We start from the raw sequence: 22,759 nt of genomic DNA, 5'->3' as shown, positions 1-22,759 counted from the left end.
TCCAGTACCGCCTGTGGTATGCTAAATAGCAGATAACCGGGAAGGGAGGATAAGTTTCATGAAACAGGAAATGAGAATCGTAAAATATGACCCGGAATTAAAGGTTGAAGCCTATCATTTTCAAGGGATTATGCAGAAGTTTCCCAACCATTTTCATGAGTATTATGTGATTGGGTTTATTGAAAAAGGTCAGCGGTTTTTATCCTGCAAAAATAAGGAATATACCATTGAGCCGGGTGATCTTCTGATCTTCAATCCCCGCGACAATCATATTTGCGAACAAATTGACGGCAAAACATTGGATTATCGCTGTATCAATATCCAGCCGGAAATTATGAGCAAGGCGGTCTTGGAAATAAAAGGGGAAGAGTATTTGCCTTATTTTACCTCTCAAGTCGTTTTTCATAGCGAGTTGGTTACTATACTCCGGGAGCTGCACCAAATGCTTATGGAGGAAGAAAAAGATTTCAGGAAAGAAGAACTATTCTTTTTCCTTTTAGAGCAGCTCATAGAAGAGTATACAGAGCAGGCAGCAACGACTGCAACTGCAGAACAAAGCGCGGAAGCACGGGCTATCTGTGAATTCTTAGAAAAACACTACATGGAAACTATCACCCTGGCCGACTTAGGCAATTTGACCGGGCTGAGCAAATACTATCTGCTTCGTTCCTTTACAAAGCAAAAAGGCATCTCTCCCTATAGCTATTTGGAAACGATACGGATTGATAAAGCAAAGAAAATGCTGGAGAGGGGGGGTGTTGCCCATTGACGTGGCATTGCAGACCGGGTTTACTGATCAAAGCCATTTTTCTAACTTTTTCAAAAAGTTTATCGGGCTAACCCCAAAACAATACAGGAGCATTTTTAAGGATTCTCAAAGCTGATTTTTTTTGAATGGAAAGGGGTTTCATGGACACAAGAAAAGAGCTTCAAGGACATTTGCTGGCATTTATGACGATTTTTATTTGGGGTACAACCTTTATATCCACCAAGTTGCTTTTAGAATCCATAACGCCTGTGGAAATACTTTTCTTAAGGTTTGCGATTGGTTTTCTTATCTTGCTCCTCGCTTATCCTCACAGGCTCAGGATCAGGGAAAGAAAGCAGGATCTATATTTTGCCGCCGCCGGTTTATGCGGGGTTACCCTGTATTTCCTGCTTGAAAATATAGCATTAACCTATACTTTCGCCTCCAATGTAGGGGTAATTGTCGCAATCTCACCTTTTTTTACCGCTTTGTTTGCTCATCTGTTTTTAGATACTGAGAAATTGAGGGTGCGGTTTTTTATAGGTTTTAGTGTTGCTGTTGTCGGGATTATCCTGATCAGCTTTAACGGAAGCAACAACCTGCAACTGAATCCCTTGGGAGATATACTGGCTGTTTTAGCTGCCGTGGTATGGGCCGCCTATTCTGTGCTGACCAAGAAAATAAGCGGGTTTCACTACAACACCATTCAGGCAACACGGAGAATTTTCTTCTATGGGTTGGTGTTTATGATACCCGCTTTATGCATATTGGGGTTCAATCCGGACATAACTGAATTAACACGACCAAATAACCTATTCAATATTCTGTTTTTAGGGTTGGGGGCATCGGCGCTTTGCTTTGTGACCTGGAACTCGGCGGTGAAACTATTGGGCGCAGTCAAAACCAGCGTTTATATTTATCTGGTTCCTGTCATAACCGTTATTACTGCCGTTATTGTGCTGCGTGAGGAAATTACCGGAGTTTCAGTATTGGGAATTGTACTGACATTAACAGGGTTATTGATTTCGGAGAGGAAAGGCAGGCATATCCCTCAGCAGACAGAAGCGAGTAAAGCTTAGCAACCCCAAATGACATTTTAAGCATAGTCAAATGGCTATGCTTTTTATTTGCCGCTGTGAACTTGAGAAGTGTGACCCAAAACACAACACCAGAGTCTGGGGATGGTACAATAAGTTCAAATGATGAGCAATGGAGGAGGCATAATGATCGATCATCCTGGCTTTGTCCTGGAGCACTGCCGGAGAAACTGCGGTAAATCTGCTCAGGACTGGTCTTTATTACACCAACAGTTAGAGCAGATGCTCAAGAATCTGGATTTATTATCCCATTTGAAGCAAAAGTTTCCGGTGATTCATTATCATCATTTACCGAAGATCAGCATAGCCGGTTGTCCTAACGCTTGTTCCCAGCCCCAAATCAAAGATATCGGTCTGACCGGTTTTCTTATGCCTAAGCTTACGGAGGCGGGGTGTACGGGCTGCCAGGCCTGCTGCCGTTCTTGTCAGGAAGGTGCCTTATCCTGGCAGGGAGAGCTGGAATTTGAGCCGACGAAGTGCATTGGCTGCGGGGATTGTGTCCGTTCCTGCCCCACAGATAAAATCCTCCCCGGGGAATCGGGATGGACTCTTCATCTCGGCGGACGCCTGGGAAGGCATCCCCAATTGGCGCGATTGTCCAGGGAAAAGCTCCAGACTTCTGAACTTCCCCGGATCATTGGCCGCATCCTTGAAGACTATATAGACAATGGCCTGCCTCAGGAAAGGCTTACTCATTTTCTGGACCGCCGACCGCACCTGTAAGGTTTTACAAAGAGTTTTGGCGTTCGTGAATCCAGCTCCTCAGTTGCTCTAAATCGCTGATGGTGATTTGTTTTTTCTCCATTTTAAGTATTCCTAAATCCCGCAATTCGCTTAAGATGCGGCTCACGGATTCCCGCGCTAAGCTGCACATTCCCGCCAGCTCGGTAGCGGTCAGAGGAACAGTGATCAGAATTCCCTCAGGGGTCTCCTGGCCGTGGACATGAGCCAGGGCAAAGAGTTTGGCCCCCAGCCGGGAACGAGCATCCCCCAGAGCGATGTTTTTGATTTGCCGGTAGGCTCTGCGGAGATCCAAAGCCATGTTTTGATAAAAAGGCAGAAGGGTGGAAGGATTTTCCTTAAAATACTGGACCAGTGCTTTGCGATCCAAAACGAAAACATCGGAGGCTTCAGCAGTGAGGGCTGCATAAGGATAAGTTTTACTATCTAAAACAACTTCCGGAAAAAATGCGGGCGGCTGCAGAATCCGGAAAATTTTTTCGGTAAATTCACTCATAAGCAGGATTTGAATGCGGCCTTTGAGCAAAAAATAAACTGAGTTGCTTTCTTCTCCGAAAAAGAAAAGGAATTGCTTTGCTGCATAATGGCGAACCCGTCCATGAGCAGAACAAAACTCCCAAAATGAATCGGGCAGTTCCTGCCAGTTAGGATTGCTTTTAAATAGTTCAAACCCGGTGATATTACTAGCCATACTTCTCTTCCTCTCATAAACTATCATAGAAGTTTATTATGAAGAAAATTCTCTATTCCTTGGCAGAAACCCTTTAAAAGTAGAAAAAACTATTTTCTTGAGCAGTGAGACATTCCCTGATTGCTGCTTATGGTTTATAATAGGGAATGGCCGAGCCATATTTCCTACTGACTGAAGCAAGTCTGACGCTATCTACGGAATTTTGGCCGTTTCAGAAATATCTGAAACCAGGGTATGCTTAGAAATGAACATGCCTTCCGTAAAGAAAAGGAGGAACCCCTATGCAGAAGATTAAAGTACAGGATGCGATTGGATCGGTGCTTATGCACGATCTGACACAAATTATTCCAGGAAAAACAAAAGACGCCCGCTTTAGAAAGGGTCATGTGATCAAAGAAGAGGATATTCCCACCCTGCTTAGTATGGGAAAAGAGCATATTTTTGTCTGGGATCAGACTCCGGGTCTTATTCACGAAGATGAAGCGGCGGAGCGCCTGGCCAAGGCTGTGGCCGGTCCGGGGCTTTCTTTCAGTGAAACGAAAGAGGGAAAGGTCAATCTGATTGCTGAAGAGGATGGTTTAATCTATGCTTCGGAAGAAGGGATCTACGCCCTTAATTCTTTGGAATATATTATTCTTGCCACCCTTCATAATCACCGCCCGGTGAAGAAAGGGCAGAAGATAGCCGGGACCAGAGTGGTTCCTTTGATGATTGATGAAAATGTCGTGATCGAAGCGGAAGGAATCGCCCGCCGCTTCGAGGAACCCATTCTGCAAATCCGCCCCCTGCAATCCAAAAAGGTTGGGGTGGTGACCACGGGAAGTGAAGTATACCATGGCCGTATCCAGGATAAATTCGGACCGGTTCTGCAAAGAAAAGTGGCTGAATGGGGTTCTGTCCTGCTGGGGCAAACCTTCGCCGACGATGATGTGGAGATGATTCAGGAACGCATCCGCGAGCATATCGAACAAGGCGCGGAAATGGTCCTGGTCACCGGCGGCATGTCCGTGGATCCCGATGATTTAACCCCTACAGCCATCAAAGGTCTGGGGGGAGAGTTGATCACTTATGGCACTCCTGTTCTTCCCGGAGCCATGCTGTTGCTGGCTTACCTGGATGATATCCCGATTCTGGGATTGCCCGGATGTGTCATGTACTCAAGAAAAACGGTCTTTGACCTGGTGGCCACCCGCATTCTGGCCGGTGAGCGGCTTACCCGCCTGGAAATTGCCAAATACGGTCATGGCGGCTTGTGCCTGGAGTGTCCGGAATGTACCTATCCTCACTGTCCCTTCGGCAAATAAGCGTTAAAAAAAACCCGGCTTCGCCGTGCCTTAAACGCATACTTACGAAGGAGGCGAAGTCGCTGGTTGCCCTTATACTTTCTGATAGTGCAAGGTAAGGGAGCCTCGCCCAACGGCTTTAGGTAATTTAAAGCAGTTGGCGAGGCTCCCTTTTTTACAACCTTTGCTCAGCCAAATTACCAACCTGTTGGCAATTTGGCTGAGCAATGGACCGTTGATAAAAGAGCTGGCGCCGCTTCTTCAGGAGAAGACTTTTTTAGAGATCTGCCATAGATCACTGAGGTTCCGGCAGGGAAAAACCCGGGTGCAATAGTTTCTGTACTCGTCCATAAGATTGTCCGGCAAAGTCCAATCCTTTTCAGCCAAGGGGTTCAGCCAGAAGACATGCTTAATCTTCCCTTGGATCTCCTGCAGATAGTCTGCTTGGGCAGGGCGGAAATTGTTGCGGCCATCTCCCATAATCAACAGGGTTCCCCGGGTAGAAAGTGAAGGCAGGACATCCCGGGCAAAGTCTTTAAATACCTTGCCATAATCGGTAAAGCCGGAAGAATGCTTACGGCCCCAGGAACGGATCTCGGCCATGGAGTCGCCGCTTGCCAGCCATTCTTCATGGGTGATATCCCAGATGCCATCGATGAAAAGGTAAAGCCGCACTTTACGAAAGCGGGATTTCATACGTTGGCATAAGTAGAGAAGGAATTGAGAGAAGGGAGCCACAGAGTTGGATACATCGCATAAGACAATGAGCTCGGGATGCTTTAAGGCGGGAGTTTCATACTCGAAGCGAAAGACAGCGCCATTCCCCCGCACCATTTCTTGGAGCAAAGAGGAGAGGCGCAGCCTGCCCCGGGAGGCCTTTTTTTTCCGCAAGCCCCGGTGAACGGCCAATTGGTTGCCCATTTGCCGGAGGGCTTGCTGGACCATCCCTTCTTCAGCGGCGGTAAATGAATTCAGGGGCTTAAAGCGCCAATTTATTTCACGGAAGCTGTCCCAGCGATTCTGCTCGGATAAACGTTCCTGCCAAAGGACCTGGTGAATCCGGCGCTGCCAGAAGTCCTGATAAGCTTCGAATTTCTGCCACTGGTCTTCCGGGACTTCCCCCCGCTCTCTAGCCAGCTCCAAAGAATTGGACCAAGTCAGAAACCCTGACTGTCCCAGGATGAATCTGGCCTGCTTTCCCAAATCAAATTCCTTAGTTTCTTCTTCCTCGATGGTACTGGGGAACCCCTTAAGTCCCATCAAATAGTGGAGATCCGGCATTTGAAAGGAAATGGACCGGGCTGGAGAGGACTCTCCCGCTGATTTAAGGTGCAGGGTGATTCCTCCTTGCCCGGTACCGATGCCCTGGTGGGAGCCATCCCCAGCCTCCCCTTGGTCTGAGCCTGTACATTGCCCAGGAGCGGTAGGCTCTGAATCCGGAGAGGATGGAGCTGGGGCCAGGAGTTCATAGACCATGTCAAAAAGCTGCTGATCCTCCTGGCGATGGATGAAGAGAGATTTAAGCACGAGCTTAGGCGCCAGGTCCGGGTACCGGGTTAAGGCCTTTAAAGCATCCTGAATCTCATCCAGGGTGATATGGATGCCCACCGAACGCAGTGCCGAGATAAGCTTCAGCAGCTGCCAGCCGTTGATCGTTAATTCTTTCATGGCTGCACCCCGCCTTAAGCCTGAGTTCTTCTGGCAGCTTCCTGCTGCCAGGCTTTTAAACGATCCTCAAGTTTTGCCAAATCACTGGGATATTTTAAAAGTATGGATAGGGTACCTTCCAATTGCTGCATATCGAGGGAGTCCTGGCGCAGAATATGGAGAGCCCGGGCAAAGTCCATGCTTTCGGAGACACTGGGCAATTTGCGCAAAGGGATCTTGCGGATTTTGGCCACAAATTCACAGACATCCTGAATTAAGGCTGCGGCAACTTCCGGACACCGTTGGGCAAGAATCCTCATTTCCTGTTCCACATCGGGATAAGCTAAGAGCAGATGAACACACCGTCTTCTTAAGGCTTCGGAAAGATCCCGGGTGTTGTTGCTGGTTAAAAGGACGATAGGAGAATTTTGGGCTTTAAAGGTTCCTACTTCCGGAATGGTGACTTGAAATTCGGCAAGCAGCTCCAGCAAAAAGCTTTCAAATTCTTCATCGCTTTTGTCCAGTTCATCAATTAAAAGAATAACGGGCTCTTCCGCAAGCACAGTTTGCAGCAAAGGCCTGGCCAATAAAAACTCCGGTCCATAAATATTCTCCTTAATCTCTTCCCAGCCGGAGATTCCCACCTGCAGACGCAGTAATTGTTTGGCATAATCCCATTCATAAAGGGCTTTATTTAAATCCAGCCCTTCATAGCACTGGAGGCGAATCAGTCTGCGGCCGGTGCTGCGGGCCAGAGCCAGGGCCAGCTGAGTTTTGCCGACTCCCGCCGGTCCTTCAATAAGACAGGGCTTGTGAAGGGCCAGGGCCAAAAATAAAGTGGTCCCTTTATCCTGATCAAGGATATAACCTTCCTGTTCCAAAGCATTCATTAATTCCCGAGGAGATTCCCACATCATGAATCCTCCCTTCCAGACTTTACTAGAATTTTACACGCTTTATCAAAGATTGACAATTATAAATAGGGGAGTTAGGATAAGCTTGACATCCTCTGGTACTCTGAAACGCTTAAACTATTGAGGGGTTATCTCACATATACATATGGAAAGGCAGGTAGAATTTCATGAACAAAAAAATTGCCATCCCTACCGAAGGGGAGAAGGTTAATGCTCATTTTGGCCGCAGTCAGGCCTTTACCCTTTTCCTCATTGAAGAGGGTAAGGTGTCCGGTCAGGAACGGATTGATACGGCTGATTTCCAACATCAGCATGAAGGAATCGCCCAGCTTCTCAAGTCTAAAGGAGTGGAAACTGTCATCTGTGGCGGGATTGGCCCCGGAGCCATCACCGGCTTGGAAAATGCCGGAATAGAGGTGTTAAGAGGAGCCAATGGCCCGGCTTTGGAAGCAGCTCAAGCCTATGCGGCAGGGACCTTTGTCTCCACCAATGCTGTCTGCAACCATAGTCATGACCACGATCACCACGGTCACGGTCATGACCATGATCACCATCATCATCATTAATGAGATTAATCTTTAACTTCAGATAACTGCATATTGATCAGCAAATTAACTCAGAATAAATCATGGGTGCTCAAACTATAGCGTAGAAAGGGCTGATTACGGCATGGGAAAACATAAAAAAGTCTCACGTCCAAAATCTCCTGTTACCGTGAGAGACCCCCATTATCAGGAGTATGATAAGCAAAAAGAGCGGAACATCTACGACTACAAAGGATACAGGCATCCGTAAACCATGGGGGGACAGTCCAACTGTTCCCTCTTTTTTATCATTCGACAGGGATTTTCGTCACTCTTGCCCCTGCTCCTGAATATACTTAGTGTTGCAGGAATAAAGCATGGAAAGGGGAGTCCTTATGGCCAAGAATCCAGTCATTAGAAAAATGTTCCCCGGTGGTGTTACTTATCTTGGTTTTTACTCCTATTATCATTACCTGGCGGACGCTACCGCCCGGCATATCTATGTGATCAAGGGTGGCCCAGGTGTGGGGAAATCAACCTTCATGAAAAAAATTGGGGAAGAAATGCTCAAAGCAGGTTTTGATCTGGAGTATCATTGTTGTTCCTCCGATAATCAGTCCATAGACGGTATTGTTATTCCAGAGTTGGGGATTGCTTTACTGGACGGTACTGCTCCCCATGTGGTGGACCCCAAGATCCCCGGTGCGGTTGACGAAATCATTAATCTGGGCGAATACTGGGATGAATCCTTGATCCGGCCTTACAAAAAAGAGATTATTGTTTGCAGTCAGGAGATCAGCCGCTGCTTTGAAAGCGCTTATTTTGCCCTGAAGGATGCCAAAAACGCCATGGATGAATGGGAATTCTATATTAAGCCCGATCAGGATTGGCAAACGATCAATCAAATCTACCTTAAAACGAAGCAGGAGCTTTTTAAAACTCCATCAAGCAAAGGCACCGGCAAAACCCGTCATTTATTTGCCTGGGCTCATACTCCCCAAGGCAGAACCCAACATATTGACAGCCTTATTCAAGGCATGGATTCTCTGTACTCCTTAAAGGGGCAGGCGGGAACGGGAAAATCGACCCTTTTGGCACGCCTGGCCGAGGAGGCTAAAGTTCTCAATTATGATCTGGAAATCTATCATAATGCCCTTGAGCCGGATAAGATCGATCTGCTCCTGATCCCTGAGCTGCATACTGCCCTGGTTATTTCTTCAGAGCATTATCCCTATCATCCGGAATTCAGCGGTACCCTTCATTCCCTTGACTTGGACAGTGGGCTCCATAGAGCAGGGCTCAACGGCACCCTGGATTTTATTGACTCGTGCCGGAACAGGGTAGAGGAGAGCATACTGCGGGCCCAATCCCACTCGCAAAGGGCCAAAACCCTCCATGATCAACTTGAAGAATATTATATCCCAGCCATGGATTTTGAGGCTATCGATGAGAAACGCCGTTCTATTTTAAAATCGATCATGGAAAATTATTCATAAAGTCTGGACCATAAACACTTTATCAGGTATTCTATAAATAAGGGGAGAAGACTTTAATGCAGAGCAACAGGCTGTGCAATTTTTTTACCCTGCCGGGGAACTATAACTTGGATATGAAGCATAAACATCCCAATATCTGGCCAAATCATAAGCTAATAAGGTTGATTTTAAGGAGGGTTTTCCTGAATGAGTGTGCGAATTGCAATTAACGGCTTTGGGCGAATCGGTCGGCTTTCCATGCGGGCAATCCTGGAACGAAAAAGTTCCCTGGACATTGTTGCTGTTAATGATCTGGGGAGTCCGGATCTGTTAGGTCATTTATTCAAGTATGATTCAATTCATGATATCCTGCCTTATGATGTTGAGGTCAAGGAAAACACCCTTGAAGTTTTGGACCAAAAGGTGGCTTTTTTGGCGGAAAAAGATCCTGGGAAACTTCCCTGGCGGGAGCTGGGGGTAGATCTGGTGATTGAAGCTACGGGGCGCTTTACCAAGCGGGAGCAGGCGGCGTTGCATCTCCAGGCCGGAGCGAAAAAGGTGATCATTTCCGCTCCGGGAAAACACGAAGATATCACGATTGTGATGGGGGTAAACGAACATCTCTATAACCCCGCTGAGCACCATATCCTCTCCAATGCCTCCTGTACCACCAATGGTTTGGCCCCCCTAGCCAAGGTTTTACTCGAAGAATTTGGGATCGAGCAGGGCATGATGACCACCACCCATTCGGTGACCAATGACCAGCGGATTCTGGATTTGGAGCATAAGGATTGGCGGCGGGCCCGGGCGGCCTACGAATCGATGATTCCTACGACCACAGGAGCAACCAAGGCGGTGGAACTGGTGCTTCCCGACTTAAAGGGCAAGCTCAAAGGATTAGCGGTGAGGGTTCCTACCCCTAATGTCTCGCTTATTGATTTTGTGGCTAATTTAAGCCGTTCCACCACCAAAGAAGAAGTAAATCAAAAACTTAGGGAAGCCGCCGAGGGAAGCCTCAAAGGCTACCTGGCTTATTCCGAGCTGCCTTTAGTTTCCCACGACTTTAATGGCAACCCTCACAGTGCCATTGTTGACGGGTTGTCTACGCTGATGCTGGGAGAGCGCATGGTCAAGGTCCTGGCCTGGTATGACAACGAGTGGGGATACTCCAATCGGATTGTGGACTTGGTGGAATACATCGCCGGCCAAGGACTATAAGAAGCCTCTATCTTTTTGTGGAAAAGAATAGTAAACTTTCAATGTATGGTTTTTTATAGCAGATTTCTAACATTCTACAAAATAAACGACGGAGGTAATCTATGCGCCGCACCAAAATAGTATGTACCATCGGACCGTCCAGTGAATCCAATGAGAAGATTCGCCAATTACTTAAGGCCGGCATGAATGTAGCCCGTTTAAATTTCTCTCATGGAACCCATGGTGAGCATGGCAAGCGGATACGAACCTTAAGAGAAGAAGCACAGAAACTCGGTGTTCATTTAGGGGTTCTTCTGGATACCAAAGGCCCGGAAATCAGAACGGGAACGGTTCCGGAGGAGGGAGTTCAATTAAACAGCGGTGATACCTTTATTCTTGATACCGATCTATCGACTCTGGGGTCCGCAGAGCGGGTGGGTATAACCTACCTTCAGCTTTGGCAGGAGGTTCATCAGGGTACGCATATCCTTCTTGATGATGGTCTCATCGACCTTGAAGTCATTGCCAGTGAGGAAGGAAAGATCATCACCAAAATCCAAAATGGCGGAGTTCTTAAATCGAAAAAAGGGGTCAATGTGCCAGGTGTTCCGATTCAGCTGCCGGCGATTACGGAAAAAGATCGTGATGATATCATCTTTGGCTTAAGGGAAGGAATCGACTTTATTGCTGCTTCTTTTGCCCGCAAGGCTGCCGATATTTTGGCCGTAAGGCGTTTGGTTGAGGAAGAAGGGGCCAATGTCAAGATTATCGCTAAGATTGAAAACCGCGAAGGTATCGAGCATTTAGATGAGATCCTGGAGGTTGCCGACGGTCTGATGGTAGCCCGCGGGGATCTGGGAGTGGAGGTGCCTGTAGAAGAGGTCCCCATTCATCAAAAGGACATGATTGAAAAATGCCATCATCTGGGTAAACCCGTCATCGTGGCTACACAGATGCTGGATTCCATGATCCGCAACCCGCGGCCGACCCGGGCGGAAGCCAGTGATGTGGCTAATGCCATTTTAGACGGTACCGATGCCATCATGCTTTCCGGGGAGACGGCTGCCGGACAGTATCCGGTAGAAGCTGTGGAGATGATGAATAAGATAGCTCTGCAGATCGAAAAACATTATGAACCGCGGAAGATTTATGACCCCCATATCAATATTGCCGAAGCCATCAGTCATGCCAGCTATACCGTAGCCAGAGATCTGGAGGCGGCCGCTATTCTTACTCCTACTCATTCCGGGTTGACGGCCCGCATGATCTCCAAGTACCGTCCCACCTCCCTGATTATTGCTGCCACACCTTTTGTTCATGTAGCCCGCCAACTCTCTTTGACCTGGGGAATTTATCCTTTGCTGATTCCCGAGAGCTTAGGCACGGATCAGCTTTTATCTGTTTCTGTGAATGAAGCGATTTCCCATCACCTGATCAAGACCGGTGATGTGGTTGTCATTACCGCAGGGGTTCCCGTTGGTAAAGTAGGGACCACCAATATCATCAAAGTTCAGGTCATCGGGGATGTGATCGCGAAAGGAACGGGGATTGGCCGCAAAGCTTATTCCGGAACGGCACGGATAGCCACTTCGGCTGCTTTGGAGCTTTTCCAAAAAGGAGATATCCTGGTAGCGCCTTATACCGATAAAGAGCTGATCCCCTTAATCGCCAAAGCCGGGGCAATTCTGGTGGAAGAAGGGGGACTCACCTCCCATGGGGCGATAGCCGCCTTAAACTATGGCATTCCGGCTATTGTCGGTGCCGCCGATGTGCTGATGAAGGTTAAGGATGGGCAAGTGCTGACTGTGGATGCTTTGGCAGGTGTGGTCTATGAGGGCACCGTCAGTATTATCTAGTCAGGTCGCAGCAACTCAAACCAGGTAATCTACAACTCAAATCAGGCAATCTATACAAATGCTCCCTCAAGGCCGCTGCTTTGTCAAACAGCTGACCTGGAGGGAGCATCGTTGATCTGGAAAGGCTTCCTGTTGGATAGATGTCGGTTACTATAGATGTCGATTGCTTTCCTGCACTTCTTCAGTGTTGACTCCGGCATTGGGAGTCTGGGTATCCACGGTATCCTGATCGATGGTGCTTTGTGTGCGTTCATTCAGTATTTCAATCATCCCTGCATCGCTCAATTCCCCGGCGATTTCAAAGAGTGAGTCCTTTTGATCGGGAGCCAGCTGATTAACAAAGCGGTTGATTTTGACTGGAGGCACAAGATTACGAAATTTTACTCCACCATATTTCATGACTCGTTCCGGCAAAGACAATCCCTCCTCAAGAAAGCATAATCATGTGTTTAGAATTAGTATGCTTGCTTGAGGATTTATCATACGCCGGCGAGAAAAAACAATCCGGTCCGCTTAGGATTTTTCAACCTTTACCTGACTGAGACTATCAATGACCTGGCCGCGAATAAAGCCCAGATATTCCTGCCGAAGAGCTTCCTGCTCAGCTTTTTCCCATTCTTCCAAGCCAATTGTTCTCTGCTTCCGTGAAAGCTCATTAATGCGCTCAATAAGAGTATTGATTTCCATGGTTGTAACTCCTTTTTCTTTTCAACCCTCAGCCAAGGGCAAGATAATTTTCTTTAATCGTGGCGATTCTATGATATAATATTTAATGAGACTTGTCCAATTGGAAAGGGGGCTTAGACGGTATTAGTCAGAGCATAAAAGAGAACCTGACTAAGGTGTTGGGAAGGTTTTCTGAGTCAAAGGTAGCTTGGGAATTTCCCAAAATCGTCCTTGGGGTGATGGGACTGATGGTAGTATTAGGTGGCGGCCTTTATTACAGCCAGACAACCACGGCAGCCGCACTGATGCTTAATGGTCAGGAAATTGGGTATGTAGCATCCCCGGACGCAGGCAAACAATTGGTGGATTCCATCCTTGTTTCCCAAGGGGATTCCTCAGATCTTGTTGCAAAGACTCATGATCAAATCGAGTTCCAGGACACGCGGATCAGGAAAGGGACTCTTCAGGAGAACTCTGTAACAGAAGCTAAGCTGAACAATTTAATAAGTACATATTTTGAAGGAGTGCAATTTTCTATCGAAGATGCTCCTATAGCAATCCTGCCCAGTGAAGACGATTTCCAGAAGATTCTCCAAGCTTATCAAGAAATCTATGCCAAACCCAGTGAGAATAATACCATCACTTCCGTAGAATTCAAAGAACTGATTTCTTCTCAGCCTGTGGAAGTGCAGCAGGCGGAATTTAGTTCGCCGGAGATGGTTCTGGAAACCTTAAGGAAAGGACATGAAGCCAGAACAGAGTATGTGGTTCAACCCAATGACTCCTGGTGGCTAATCGCCCGCAAAAACGATATGCTGACCAAGGAAGTATTGGCCGGGAACCCGGGTATGGATGAAGATAAGACTCTTCAGGTTGGTGAAAAAATAAACTTGGTCAAAGTGACCCCTTATCTCACCGTAGTAAGTAAGGGAATCTATACCGGTACCGAGACGATTCCCTTTGATGTTGAATCGAAAACCGATTATAGTTTGCCCAGCGGTTCTTCAGTGGTTCGCCAGGAGGGAAGCGATGGCAGCAAAAAAGTCACCTATTCCTATGTTCAGGAAAACGGCAAGAACATAGAAAAAGTAGTGTTGGAAGAAAAAATCATCCAACAGCCGGTGACTCAAGTTATTGCCAAAGGACCCACCTACGCATCGGCCAATGTGGCCCTTTCCCGGGGAAGCGGCAAAGTCAGCGGCTTGGGTTGGCCTCTCAGAGGAGGGCTTAATTCCTATTACGGCTACCGCTGGGGAAGTTTTCATACCGGTTTGGATATTGGCGGCGATACAGGACAGCCTTTTGTGGCTGCAGCCGGCGGCACAGTATCCTCGGTGGGCTGGAGCGGCGGCTATGGCAATATGATTCTTATCGATCATGGCAATGGTGTGGCTACCCGTTATGCCCACGCCTCCAAAGTAAGCGTTTCCAATGGACAACAAATAAGCAAAGGGGAGTCCATAGGCCTTGTGGGCTCAACCGGCCGTTCAACAGGACCTCATTTGCACTTTGAAGTGATCATTAATGGCGATACAGTCAATCCTCTTAACTATTTACCGTAAAAATAGTGTAAAAATCGAACTAATATGTAAAAGGTAGACACTTCAAAAATGAGGTGTCTATTTTTTTACCCAATTCTGGAATAAATCGTTGGGTATTCATACTTAGCAAAACGGGAACAGCTTCTTTTATATATTACTGTTATAATAAAGCAATCCTATGGGAGAAAGGCACAGGTGCTGGGCATTGAATTATAGGAAAGAAATTGAAAAATGTATTGAATTCATTGAAAACCATATAAAAGAAGATATTACTATTGAAGAAATCGCTAATCAATCAGGGTATTCTCTTTACCATTTTTGCAGAGTTTTTAGTCTATGTAAGGGTATATCTGTTATGGAATACATACGAGGACGCAGGTTAGCTTTAGCAGCAACAGAATTATTCAAGGGCAGAAAAATTATTGATATTGCTTTTGATTATGGATTTGAAACACCCAGCGGATTTGCTAAAGCTTTTCGTAAAGCTTATGGTTATAGTCCCACACAGTATATGATGCGGATGCCTCAATATGCTGATACAAAAACAACATTTGAAATTGGCGGCTATATTATGAAGCCTGTTATGGTTAAAAGACCTGCATTTAAAGTTGCCGGTTATGGAATCAAAACCAATATTACCGGGGTTACTTATACAAAAGATATTGCATCTTACTGGAGCAATTATGAAGGTAAAAATTTAGAAAGCAAAATGTACAAAATTTTAAATCCGGCTGAACATGGTGAAGTGGGCTTGTGTGTTCCGTTATCTGAAGATGGAAATGTAATATATCTCAACTTTCGCAGCGCGAAAATCTGTTCAAACTCAGTCTACTACTGGATTAGGCTAAAAATATTTTGTTCATTGACAGAAAAACACCTTTCGAATTGGTAAAATGGAAGTGACCAAACAACCATAATTTCCAAAACAGAAAGGTGCGTATCTCCATGTTACAACACAACTCTCTGCCTGAACAGCATCAAAATCAGCTTTCTTTAATTTTTTCTTCCCTTAAGCTTAGTCAGCTGCTTCGAGCCGCTGGGATCCGCAAGTCCTATGGGGTTTCAAGCTTCGTTGTCTTCCAAATCATTTTCCAACTCGTTTTTCAAGGTCGAAATCTGTTTCGGCTGTTAGAAGGAAGCCGGGCAGAATCTCTTCCAGGTAAAGATGTTGTTTATCGGTTTCTCAATGACTCTCGGTATAACTGGAGGCGTTTTTACCAGTTACTCAGCCTCAAGATGGTCGGACGCTTTGAAAAGCTCACCTCTGCGCAGCGTATCCGTGTTTTTATCGTAGATGATTCTGTAATGGAGCGCGAACGAAGCAAGAAAGTTGAACTCTTAGCCCGAGTGTTTGACCATGTTTCGGGCCGCTTTGTTCGCGGTTACACCTTACTAACCTTGGGCTGGTCTGACGGGTTCAGCTTCGCACCCCTTGATTTTACATTGATGAGTTCTGCAAAAGCTAAAAATCGTCTTTGTGAAATGAGAGAGGACTTAGACAAACGCTCCGTAGGCTATAAGCGTCGCCTGGAAGCGATGAGCCCTAAACCGGACACCGTGGTTCAAATGCTTGAACGAGCTCTCAAAGCCGGATTCTCAGCGGATTACGTCCTAATGGATAGTTGGTTTACCCATGCTCCACTTTTGCAAAAGCTAAGGGATAAGGAGCTTCACGTTATTGGAATGGTTAAAGAACTTAAGCAGCGTTATCTCTTTGAAGGAAAATCACTCAGTTTACGAGAGCTCTACGCGAGAGTCCCAAAGAACCCGAAAGCAGAAATACTGGGTTCAGTGCGTGTTCATACCCCTTCAGGCTTAGCTTTAAAAGTTGTTTTCGTCCAGAATCGAAACAACCGAAGAGAGTGGTTAGCGATCTTAACCACCGATCTTTCCTTAGAAACTACTGAAGTCGTAAGAATTTACGGGATGCGTTGGAGTATCGAAACGTTTTTCAAAATGGCCAAATCGCATTTGAAGCTAGGAACTGAATTTCAGGGCCGATCCTTCGATATGATGGTTAGTCACACAACCATAGTCTTTACCCGTTACCTCATCCTGGAGTGGGAACGAAGAGAAAACAATGATGAACGCTCTCTTGGGGGACTCTTTTATCTTTTTGCTGATGAGGTTATGGATTTAGACTTGAAAACAGCACTACGTCAGTTAATGACGTTTGTTCTTAATCTACTACCCAATAAACCAGAGAATAACGAATCACTCAGTCAATTACAAAAGTGGATTGCTGCATTACCCAGTTATATCAAGGCTCTATTCCCTCAACTGGGGTGCGAAAGTTGAGTAATATATCTTTTAGGTGTAATTGTTGATGACTTTTCAAAGGTAGAGGAAGATATGCTGACAGTAGAGGTTCCGGAGGCCGAGTATGCAGTTTTTACAACGGTTCCTGTGGATACTTCAAATGACAAAAAACAAATAGAGTTTGCAGAGATTATTGCAAGGACATGGAAATATATTTTTGAAGATTGGTTTAAAGGTAGTGAGTATATTTACGATGAAAGTAAAATTGATTTTGAATTCTACGATGAACGCTGTCATCACAGAAAAGATACCGTTATGGATATTTATATTCCCATTAGAAGTGGAATAAAGTAAAAAGTTTAGAATAAACAAAGAACGAAAGGCGCTAAAATATGTTAAGTTATTATGGCAGATTATCTTCAGAGGTATATGATATAGATAAACCCATAGATCATTCTTTTAGAGATGTGGAATTTTACATTGATAGATTAAACTTGTGCAGGGGGCATATTCTTGAGCCTGCAACTGGAACTGGCCGTGTGCTGGTTCCACTTTTAGAAAAAGGATTTAAAGTAGATGGATTTGACAGTTCGAAAGACATGCTGAATATATGCCGTGACAATTGCAGAAAAAAGGGTCTTAATCCTAAGCTTTTTGAAGCGAAGATGGAATCTTTTATACAGGATACGAGATATGATGCAATTATAGTTCCAGCGGGAACGTTCCTGCTGCTGCACCAAAGAGCGGACTCAATAAGGGCATTGCAGAATTTCCATAAGCATTTATGTACCGGAGGACGATTAATTATTGATATATTAATGCAGACAGATTTTTCTACAGGTACGGTTTCTACAAGAACATGGGTCTGTTCTAATGGTGATCTAATTACTTTAGAAAGTAAAGTCGTGGAAGTTGACTATATAAATCAATATACTGTTTCTCACAACAGGTATGAAAAATGGCGTGAGGGAGTGCTTATTCAAACTGAATTAGAGCGCTTTCCGTTACGATGGTATGGACTGGAAGAATTTAAATTGATACTTGAAAGCACGGGGTTTAAAGATATAGTGATTTCTTCAGATTATAAATTTGGACAGTATCCATCAAATGTTAAAGATGTCATTACTTTTGAAGCTGTTGCTATTAACTAAAAATAGTATTTTCATAATCCTGAAAAAACTCTGAACAAAAGTAGCATTCTATGCTAAAATAAAAAACATAGAATGTTATTTTTACGGCAAACAAAAAGCGCCATGGTGGCGCTTTTTGTTTACATCACATCCCAGCCAGGATGAGAAAGGCTGTTCTGAAAAAACTCAGAAAAGCCCCTAAGCGTTGTAAACCCAATTAAAGATAAAAATAGAGGGTATTAAGGAGGACGTGTTATGTTTTTAACCCATCAGACTCCGGTACGAGTCCGTTATGCCGAAACAGACCAAATGGGCGTCGTCTATCATTCCAATTATTTCATCTGGTTTGAGATAGGCCGGGCCGAACTGCTGCGCAATGCCGGATTAGCCTATACCACCTTTGAAGAACAAGGTCTGGCCGTTGCGGTGGTTGATGCCGGCTGTCGTTATCGCCGCCCGGCACTCTATGATGATCAGCTGGTCATTGAAACAAGCCTGGAAAGCTTTTCCTCGCGCAAACTCACTTTTACCTACAAAGTGCTTAGAGATGACACCTTGTTAGCCGAGGGAACAACGATTCATGTCTTTGTGGATCGCACAGGAAGAAGCACTGATGCCCGGAATTATCCCATCTGGAAAGAATTCGAAGAGATTGTCAATGAAAACAAAGAGAGCGAAAAGGCAGAGGCAGGAGCGCAGGTTTAATTCCATCTACCGCTTGGTTGGGGGTGTCGCCAACTACTTCAGTATAAGTAGTGACGATGCTCCCTTTTTAATTGAGCCGCCTGGTTAGAAAAAGGCCAGGAAATTCTCTCCGCTCAGGGTAAGGTTATTGAAATAGTTAAAGAATTATGGTATTATGTATACACAATACAATGTGCTGATAAGCAAGGAGGGATTTCCATGTTTCTGGTCACATGGATAGAAGCGGAAGAAATCAATTATCGTTTGGTTAAGAAACATGAGCTCTCACAGTTTATTTCGACACATCTCATTACTCCTTTGGATAATCATCTGATGGTCCAGGAATTAATTGTCTAGTGAGTATTTAAAATGGAATATTGTGCATAAAATAGGATAAGCCCACGTAAATGTGGGCTTTTTTGTATAATAAAGTATTAGCAAAGTATAAGATACAAAGCAGGAAAAGCCCTTAATTTTCACGAATAATATTTACTTAGTACAAAAGGAGGTAAAGATATGAGTTATATAGTCCTTGTCGACAGTTCCTGTGATTTGCCAAGCGACTTAAGCCAAAAAGAAGGCATTGTGGTCGTCCCCATGCCTGTTAGCATAGAAGGAAAGACCTATTCTGAAGGGGTCGATATTTTCCCTGCTGGGTTTTATCCTCGGTTTTCTGAGTTCAAGGAACTGCCGAAAACATCGCAGCCGAATCCGGGGACGCTCAAAGATGCCTATGAGGCAATCCTTGCCCAGGGGCATGAAGTGGTGGCCATTCATCTTTCGTCAGGCTTGAGTTCCACCTTCAGCACGGCCCAGATGGTGCGCGAGATGTGTTCTCAGCCGGAAAAGATACATGTTATCGATAGTTTAGGGGCATCCTTAGGTTACGGGCTATTGGCTCTGGCGGCCAATCGGCTTGTGAAAGAAGCTAATTCCTGGGAAGAAGCTGAAGCAGAGATTTTCCAGGTGCGCCGGCAAATGCGGTATGTTTTTACTCCCGATACTTTGGATTACCTCGTCAAAGGCGGCCGGGTCAGCAAGACGGCCGGTTTCATCGGCGGCTTACTGGATGTTAAGCCTATTCTCAATATTACTGCCGAGGGCCGCATCGAGCCTCTGACCAAAGTGCGTTCCCGGAAAGCTGCTCTGCGCAAATTGGTTGAATTGATTCAGGAAGAAATCCGTCATCCTGAAGAGCAGGAGATCGGTATTTCTCAGGCGGCGTGCCCGGAGGAAGCCAGAGCGCTGGCTGAGGAAATTAAAATGAAAGTACCTGTCAAGGATGTTATCATTAGTGACATAGGTTGTGTGGTAGGAAGCCATACCGGTCCTGGTACTATCGCATTATTCTACCAACGCTAATAGGGGGAACATCATTGAAACGCATAATTGCTCTCATCACCTTATTATTATATTTTTTCATCTTTGTCCCGGCTCTGACAGCGGCGCCTGAAACACAAACAGCAGCCCCTCCGGAAATCAGCGGGGAAGCCGCCTACCTGATCGATGTGCAATCAGGACAGACATTGTATAGTAAAAACGGTGATCAGCTTATGGCTCCTGCCAGTACGACCAAAATCATGACAGGGCTTTTAGGGATAGAATTGGGGAATCCGGAGGATATCGTTACTGCCAGCGAAACTATGCTGGATTATAACACAGTTTATGGGACACGGATTTATTTGGAACCCGGGGAGCAGCTTTCTCTGGAGGATATGCTCTACGCACTCCTGCTCAATTCAGCCAATGATGCCGCAGTAGCCATCGCCGAGCATATCAGCGGCAATACCGCCGCTTTTGTCAGCTTAATGAATCAGAGGGCCGCAGACCTGGGGTTAAAAAATACCACCTTTAAAAATCCCAGCGGCTTGAATGAAGAAGGACATTTAATCACAGCTCATGATCTGGCCCGCATTGCTCAAGCCGCTTATGCCAATCCAGTGTTCAGGGATTACATAAAAACCAAGTCCCATGTTATCCCCAGGGCAAAAGAAAATGTACCCATCGAAATGATCAATGAAAATAAGCTCCTTTGGCGTGATGATACGATTACAGGGATGAAGACGGGATATACTTCCGTCGCCCAGAACTGTTTAGTCGCCTCGGCATCCCGGGATGGTCGTGATGTGATTGGAGTGATTCTCAAATCTCCCGGCCGGGAAATCTACACAGATATGCAGGCTTTATTGGACTATGGATTTGAACAGTTTGAGAACACGCTCTATAAAGGGGTAGGGGACTCCTTGGGTCAGCTGGAAATTCAAGGCCAGCCGGTTAATCTCCTCATCGATCAAGCCCTGTGGATTACGCAAAAAAAGGATAACACCTTGCCTCAGCCGCGGATCAACATTCTGCCTATAGATGGGGAATTGGCAGAAGTTGCGGAGGGACAAGTCCTTACCCGCCTTGAGGTGTGGGAAGATGAAGAATGCTTAAGAGTCGTTCCTTTAGCCGCGGATCGGAATATCATAACTGAAGCCGCCGTTGAAAAAAAATCCTATGCTTTATTCACCGGTTTGGGACTTATGGTCAGCGGGGTTATACTTTACGGAGCAGTACAGCAAAGAAAACATGCGGAACGGAGAAGAGAGCGGGCTAAACTGCGGCAAGACAGAATTCAGGATCCTAACAGATGCCAGCGCCGATGAGAGTATTTCAAAAAATGAGATACTCTCATTTTTTGTTAACAAAAAAGGCAGGCGATATTTAGAAATGTTCGTGAAAGAACTTGCAAATTTTCGTGAATATTTTAACATAGTCTGAAAAATCTAAAAATTATCAGTAGCGTTGCATAAAGCTAACAACAAAAATGTCAAAGCTCAAATTTAGCTAAATTTAAGCAAATAGACCCGAAATCAGCGTATATTCCTGATTATCACTGTAAATACACATAAAAAATCCTTATAATAAGAGATAGGGTAGTCCTTGCCCAAATCTCAAATTATAAGGAGATTTAAAATGCAGGACAAGGATACTACGCATTCCACATTTATGCAAGCCTTTCAGCCGCTTTTTTCAAAAGATTTATGGAAAGATATCCATCAGCAGGTCCCAGACCTCGATCGCAGGACCCAAAAACTAAAGACAAATCAACTCACTCTCCTCATTAGTAACGCACAACTTCAAGAATACAGAGCTTTACGAAAGATCAGTACGAGCGTTCTAAGTGACAATCTTGGTCAAGCCATCGGTTTAAAGAGCATTAGTCACAGTCAGATTTCTCGAAGGTTAAAGACTTTGCCTACTAAGGTTTCGGAAATGCTCTTTAGGCGCACTTTACACAAAGTAGCTCAAAAGCAAGGGTATGGGAAGATTCGGCAGCAACTCGGTAAATTGTACATGATTGACGCATCGACTATCAGCCTATGCCTTTCCCGTTATCCCTGGGCCGTGTTCAGAAAGAGCAAAGCCGGTGTAAAAATACATCTACGCTTAAGCTTTGATGGAATAGCTCTACCCGATGAAGTGGTCATTACCCCAGCCAAAATAGCCGATCGCAAGAAGCTGGATGAACTTATTGTTGAAGATAAGGATGCCCTCAATATTTTTGATCGAGGTTATGTGGACTACGAGCTATTTGATGATTACTGCGAAAAAGGGATACGCTTTGTTACTCGTCTCAAAAACAACGCAATCATGGAGTTTACAGGCGTTGAGCGTCCCGTAGAAGAAGATGGGATTATCGAGGAAGACGTGGATATCATCCTAGGAACAGGTTCCCGAAAAATGAAGCATACCCTCCGGGAAGTGACCATAGATGATACCATCAACGAACCCTTTACGATCTTGACCAATGATTTTGAACTAAGTGCCGAAGAACTGGGTGAGATCTATCGTTATCGCTGGCAGATTGAATTGTTCTTTAAATGGCTCAAGCAGCACGCTCAAATTAAACACTTTTACGGTACAAGCGAAACCGCAGTAACCAACCAAATTCTATTAGCACTGATGACTTATTGTTCTTTAATGCTGCTTAAACTTGAAGTGGAATATCCAAGAGACTTGCTCACCTTGCAAAGACTACTGATTACCTGTCTCTTTGAGAGCTATGAGGAGTTTTTAGAAAAACTCCGACGACGAAGAAGGAAAGCTGCCAAAAGGATTAACCATGAAAAGATCTACCAAATGACAGAGCATTACATCATCACTGAGGAAGACACAGGATGGTTAAATGACTTGATATATGACCCTGTGATTCTGTGAGATAATATGTGTAAAAATGTGGAAAAGGGCTATCTGTTGCCTGGTCTTTCTTTGGACTGAGGGGAGTAAACTCGGATGGTTGTATACACCAATTATGATAAAT

General features: G+C 45.3%; 20 protein-coding genes, 3 pseudogenes and 1 riboswitch. Of the genes and pseudogenes, 18 read left to right on the top strand and 5 right to left on the bottom strand.

The window, feature by feature from the left end:
* Positions 1-58 precede the first annotated feature (58 nt).
* The 3 genes and pseudogenes from DHAF_RS13830 (at position 59) to DHAF_RS13820 (ending at position 2,568) form a co-directional block, all read left to right on the top strand.
* Positions 59-884 (top strand): annotated as a pseudogene (locus DHAF_RS13830) (AraC family ligand binding domain-containing protein).
* 25 nt (positions 885-909) lie between these two features.
* Positions 910-1,827 carry a DMT family transporter gene (locus tag DHAF_RS13825; protein WP_015944215.1) on the top strand — a complete coding sequence of 306 codons (918 nt, stop codon included), beginning with the start codon at positions 910-912 and terminating at the stop codon, positions 1,825-1,827.
* Between the two features lie 144 nt (positions 1,828-1,971).
* Positions 1,972-2,568 carry a 4Fe-4S dicluster domain-containing protein gene (locus DHAF_RS13820; RefSeq protein WP_005811656.1) on the top strand — a complete coding sequence of 199 codons (597 nt, stop codon included), beginning with the start codon at positions 1,972-1,974 and terminating at the stop codon, positions 2,566-2,568.
* A gap of 4 nt (positions 2,569-2,572) precedes the next feature.
* Here the strand turns inward: DHAF_RS13820 and DHAF_RS13815 are convergent, their stop codons facing one another.
* Complete coding sequence (locus DHAF_RS13815) at positions 2,573-3,277, bottom strand: Crp/Fnr family transcriptional regulator (RefSeq protein ID WP_015944214.1); 705 nt, start codon at positions 3,275-3,277, stop codon at positions 2,573-2,575.
* A 136-nt stretch (positions 3,278-3,413) separates the two neighbouring features.
* Positions 3,414-3,566: riboswitch (molybdenum cofactor riboswitch) on the top strand.
* On the opposite strand from DHAF_RS13815, the gene DHAF_RS13810 reads away from it, so the two are divergent.
* Positions 3,559-4,581, top strand: a complete 1,023-nt coding sequence (locus tag DHAF_RS13810; protein WP_005811650.1) for a molybdopterin-binding protein — start codon at positions 3,559-3,561, stop codon at positions 4,579-4,581. Its footprint overlaps the riboswitch before it by 8 nt.
* Positions 4,582-4,821: 240 nt before the next feature.
* Here the strand turns inward: DHAF_RS13810 and DHAF_RS13805 are convergent, their stop codons facing one another.
* Positions 4,822-6,228, bottom strand: a complete 1,407-nt coding sequence (locus DHAF_RS13805; RefSeq protein ID WP_011459795.1) for a VWA domain-containing protein — start codon at positions 6,226-6,228, stop codon at positions 4,822-4,824.
* Between the two features lie 14 nt (positions 6,229-6,242).
* Complete coding sequence (locus DHAF_RS13800) at positions 6,243-7,124, bottom strand: AAA family ATPase (RefSeq protein WP_005811646.1); 882 nt, start codon at positions 7,122-7,124, stop codon at positions 6,243-6,245.
* A 164-nt stretch (positions 7,125-7,288) separates the two neighbouring features.
* On the opposite strand from DHAF_RS13800, the gene DHAF_RS13795 reads away from it, so the two are divergent.
* The 4 genes from DHAF_RS13795 to pyk all read left to right on the top strand — a co-directional run bounded on the left by DHAF_RS13795 (position 7,289) and on the right by pyk (position 12,173).
* A complete protein-coding gene (locus tag DHAF_RS13795; protein WP_005811644.1) occupies positions 7,289-7,687 on the top strand; it encodes a NifB/NifX family molybdenum-iron cluster-binding protein in 399 nt (132 codons plus the stop codon).
* A gap of 353 nt (positions 7,688-8,040) precedes the next feature.
* A complete protein-coding gene (locus DHAF_RS13790) occupies positions 8,041-9,141 on the top strand; it encodes a PRK06851 family protein (protein WP_041272101.1) in 1,101 nt (366 codons plus the stop codon).
* 186 nt (positions 9,142-9,327) lie between these two features.
* Positions 9,328-10,338, top strand: coding sequence for a type I glyceraldehyde-3-phosphate dehydrogenase (gene gap, locus DHAF_RS13785; protein WP_005811636.1), 1,011 nt, complete (start codon positions 9,328-9,330; stop codon positions 10,336-10,338).
* Positions 10,339-10,439: 101 nt separating this feature from the next.
* Positions 10,440-12,173, top strand: coding sequence for a pyruvate kinase (pyk, locus tag DHAF_RS13780; protein WP_005811634.1), 1,734 nt, complete (start codon positions 10,440-10,442; stop codon positions 12,171-12,173).
* Between the two features lie 150 nt (positions 12,174-12,323).
* Here pyk and DHAF_RS13775 read toward each other — a convergent pair whose 3' ends face one another.
* Together DHAF_RS13775 and DHAF_RS25175 are read right to left on the bottom strand one after the other, a co-directional pair.
* The gene (locus DHAF_RS13775) at positions 12,324-12,587 is read right to left on the bottom strand and encodes a hypothetical protein (RefSeq protein ID WP_015944211.1); all 264 of its coding nucleotides are present in this window, start codon (positions 12,585-12,587) and stop codon (positions 12,324-12,326) included.
* 99 nt (positions 12,588-12,686) lie between these two features.
* Positions 12,687-12,860, bottom strand: coding sequence for a DUF896 domain-containing protein (locus DHAF_RS25175; protein WP_005811630.1), 174 nt, complete (start codon positions 12,858-12,860; stop codon positions 12,687-12,689).
* Positions 12,861-12,952: 92 nt separating this feature from the next.
* Between DHAF_RS25175 and DHAF_RS13770 the strand changes: the two genes are divergently transcribed.
* The 10 genes and pseudogenes from DHAF_RS13770 (at position 12,953) to DHAF_RS13730 (ending at position 22,656) form a co-directional block, all read left to right on the top strand.
* Positions 12,953-14,401 carry a M23 family metallopeptidase gene (locus DHAF_RS13770; RefSeq protein ID WP_015944210.1) on the top strand — a complete coding sequence of 483 codons (1,449 nt, stop codon included), beginning with the start codon at positions 12,953-12,955 and terminating at the stop codon, positions 14,399-14,401.
* Between the two features lie 184 nt (positions 14,402-14,585).
* A pseudogene (locus tag DHAF_RS13765) lies at positions 14,586-15,173 on the top strand (helix-turn-helix domain-containing protein); the annotation flags it as partial.
* Between the two features lie 152 nt (positions 15,174-15,325).
* Positions 15,326-16,678, top strand: coding sequence for an IS4-like element ISDha5 family transposase (locus DHAF_RS13760; protein WP_005808317.1), 1,353 nt, complete (start codon positions 15,326-15,328; stop codon positions 16,676-16,678).
* Positions 16,679-16,993 (top strand): annotated as a pseudogene (locus DHAF_RS13755) (GyrI-like domain-containing protein); the annotation flags it as partial.
* 38 nt (positions 16,994-17,031) lie between these two features.
* Entirely contained in the window at positions 17,032-17,790 is a 759-nt protein-coding gene (locus DHAF_RS13750; RefSeq protein WP_015944209.1) for a class I SAM-dependent methyltransferase, read from the top strand.
* A gap of 234 nt (positions 17,791-18,024) precedes the next feature.
* Complete coding sequence (locus tag DHAF_RS13745; RefSeq protein WP_015944208.1) at positions 18,025-18,474, top strand: acyl-CoA thioesterase; 450 nt, start codon at positions 18,025-18,027, stop codon at positions 18,472-18,474.
* A gap of 198 nt (positions 18,475-18,672) precedes the next feature.
* Complete coding sequence (locus DHAF_RS26090; RefSeq protein ID WP_005811620.1) at positions 18,673-18,810, top strand: hypothetical protein; 138 nt, start codon at positions 18,673-18,675, stop codon at positions 18,808-18,810.
* 159 nt (positions 18,811-18,969) lie between these two features.
* Positions 18,970-19,815: a DegV family protein gene (locus tag DHAF_RS13740; RefSeq protein ID WP_015944207.1), complete on the top strand. Its 846-nt coding sequence runs from the start codon at positions 18,970-18,972 to the stop codon at positions 19,813-19,815.
* Positions 19,816-19,829: 14 nt separating this feature from the next.
* On the top strand, positions 19,830-21,101 hold the full coding sequence (locus tag DHAF_RS13735) for a D-alanyl-D-alanine carboxypeptidase family protein (RefSeq protein WP_015944206.1): 1,272 nt from the start codon (positions 19,830-19,832) through the stop codon (positions 21,099-21,101).
* Between the two features lie 310 nt (positions 21,102-21,411).
* Positions 21,412-22,656: an IS4-like element ISDha2 family transposase gene (locus DHAF_RS13730; protein ID WP_015943229.1), complete on the top strand. Its 1,245-nt coding sequence runs from the start codon at positions 21,412-21,414 to the stop codon at positions 22,654-22,656.
* The last annotated feature ends 103 nt before the right edge of the window (positions 22,657-22,759 follow it).

Source organism: Desulfitobacterium hafniense DCB-2, assembly GCF_000021925.1.
Classification (GTDB): domain Bacteria; phylum Bacillota; class Desulfitobacteriia; order Desulfitobacteriales; family Desulfitobacteriaceae; genus Desulfitobacterium; species Desulfitobacterium hafniense.
Note: the sequence above shows the minus strand (reverse complement) of the source record. Positions and strands in the feature narration are given on the sequence as shown.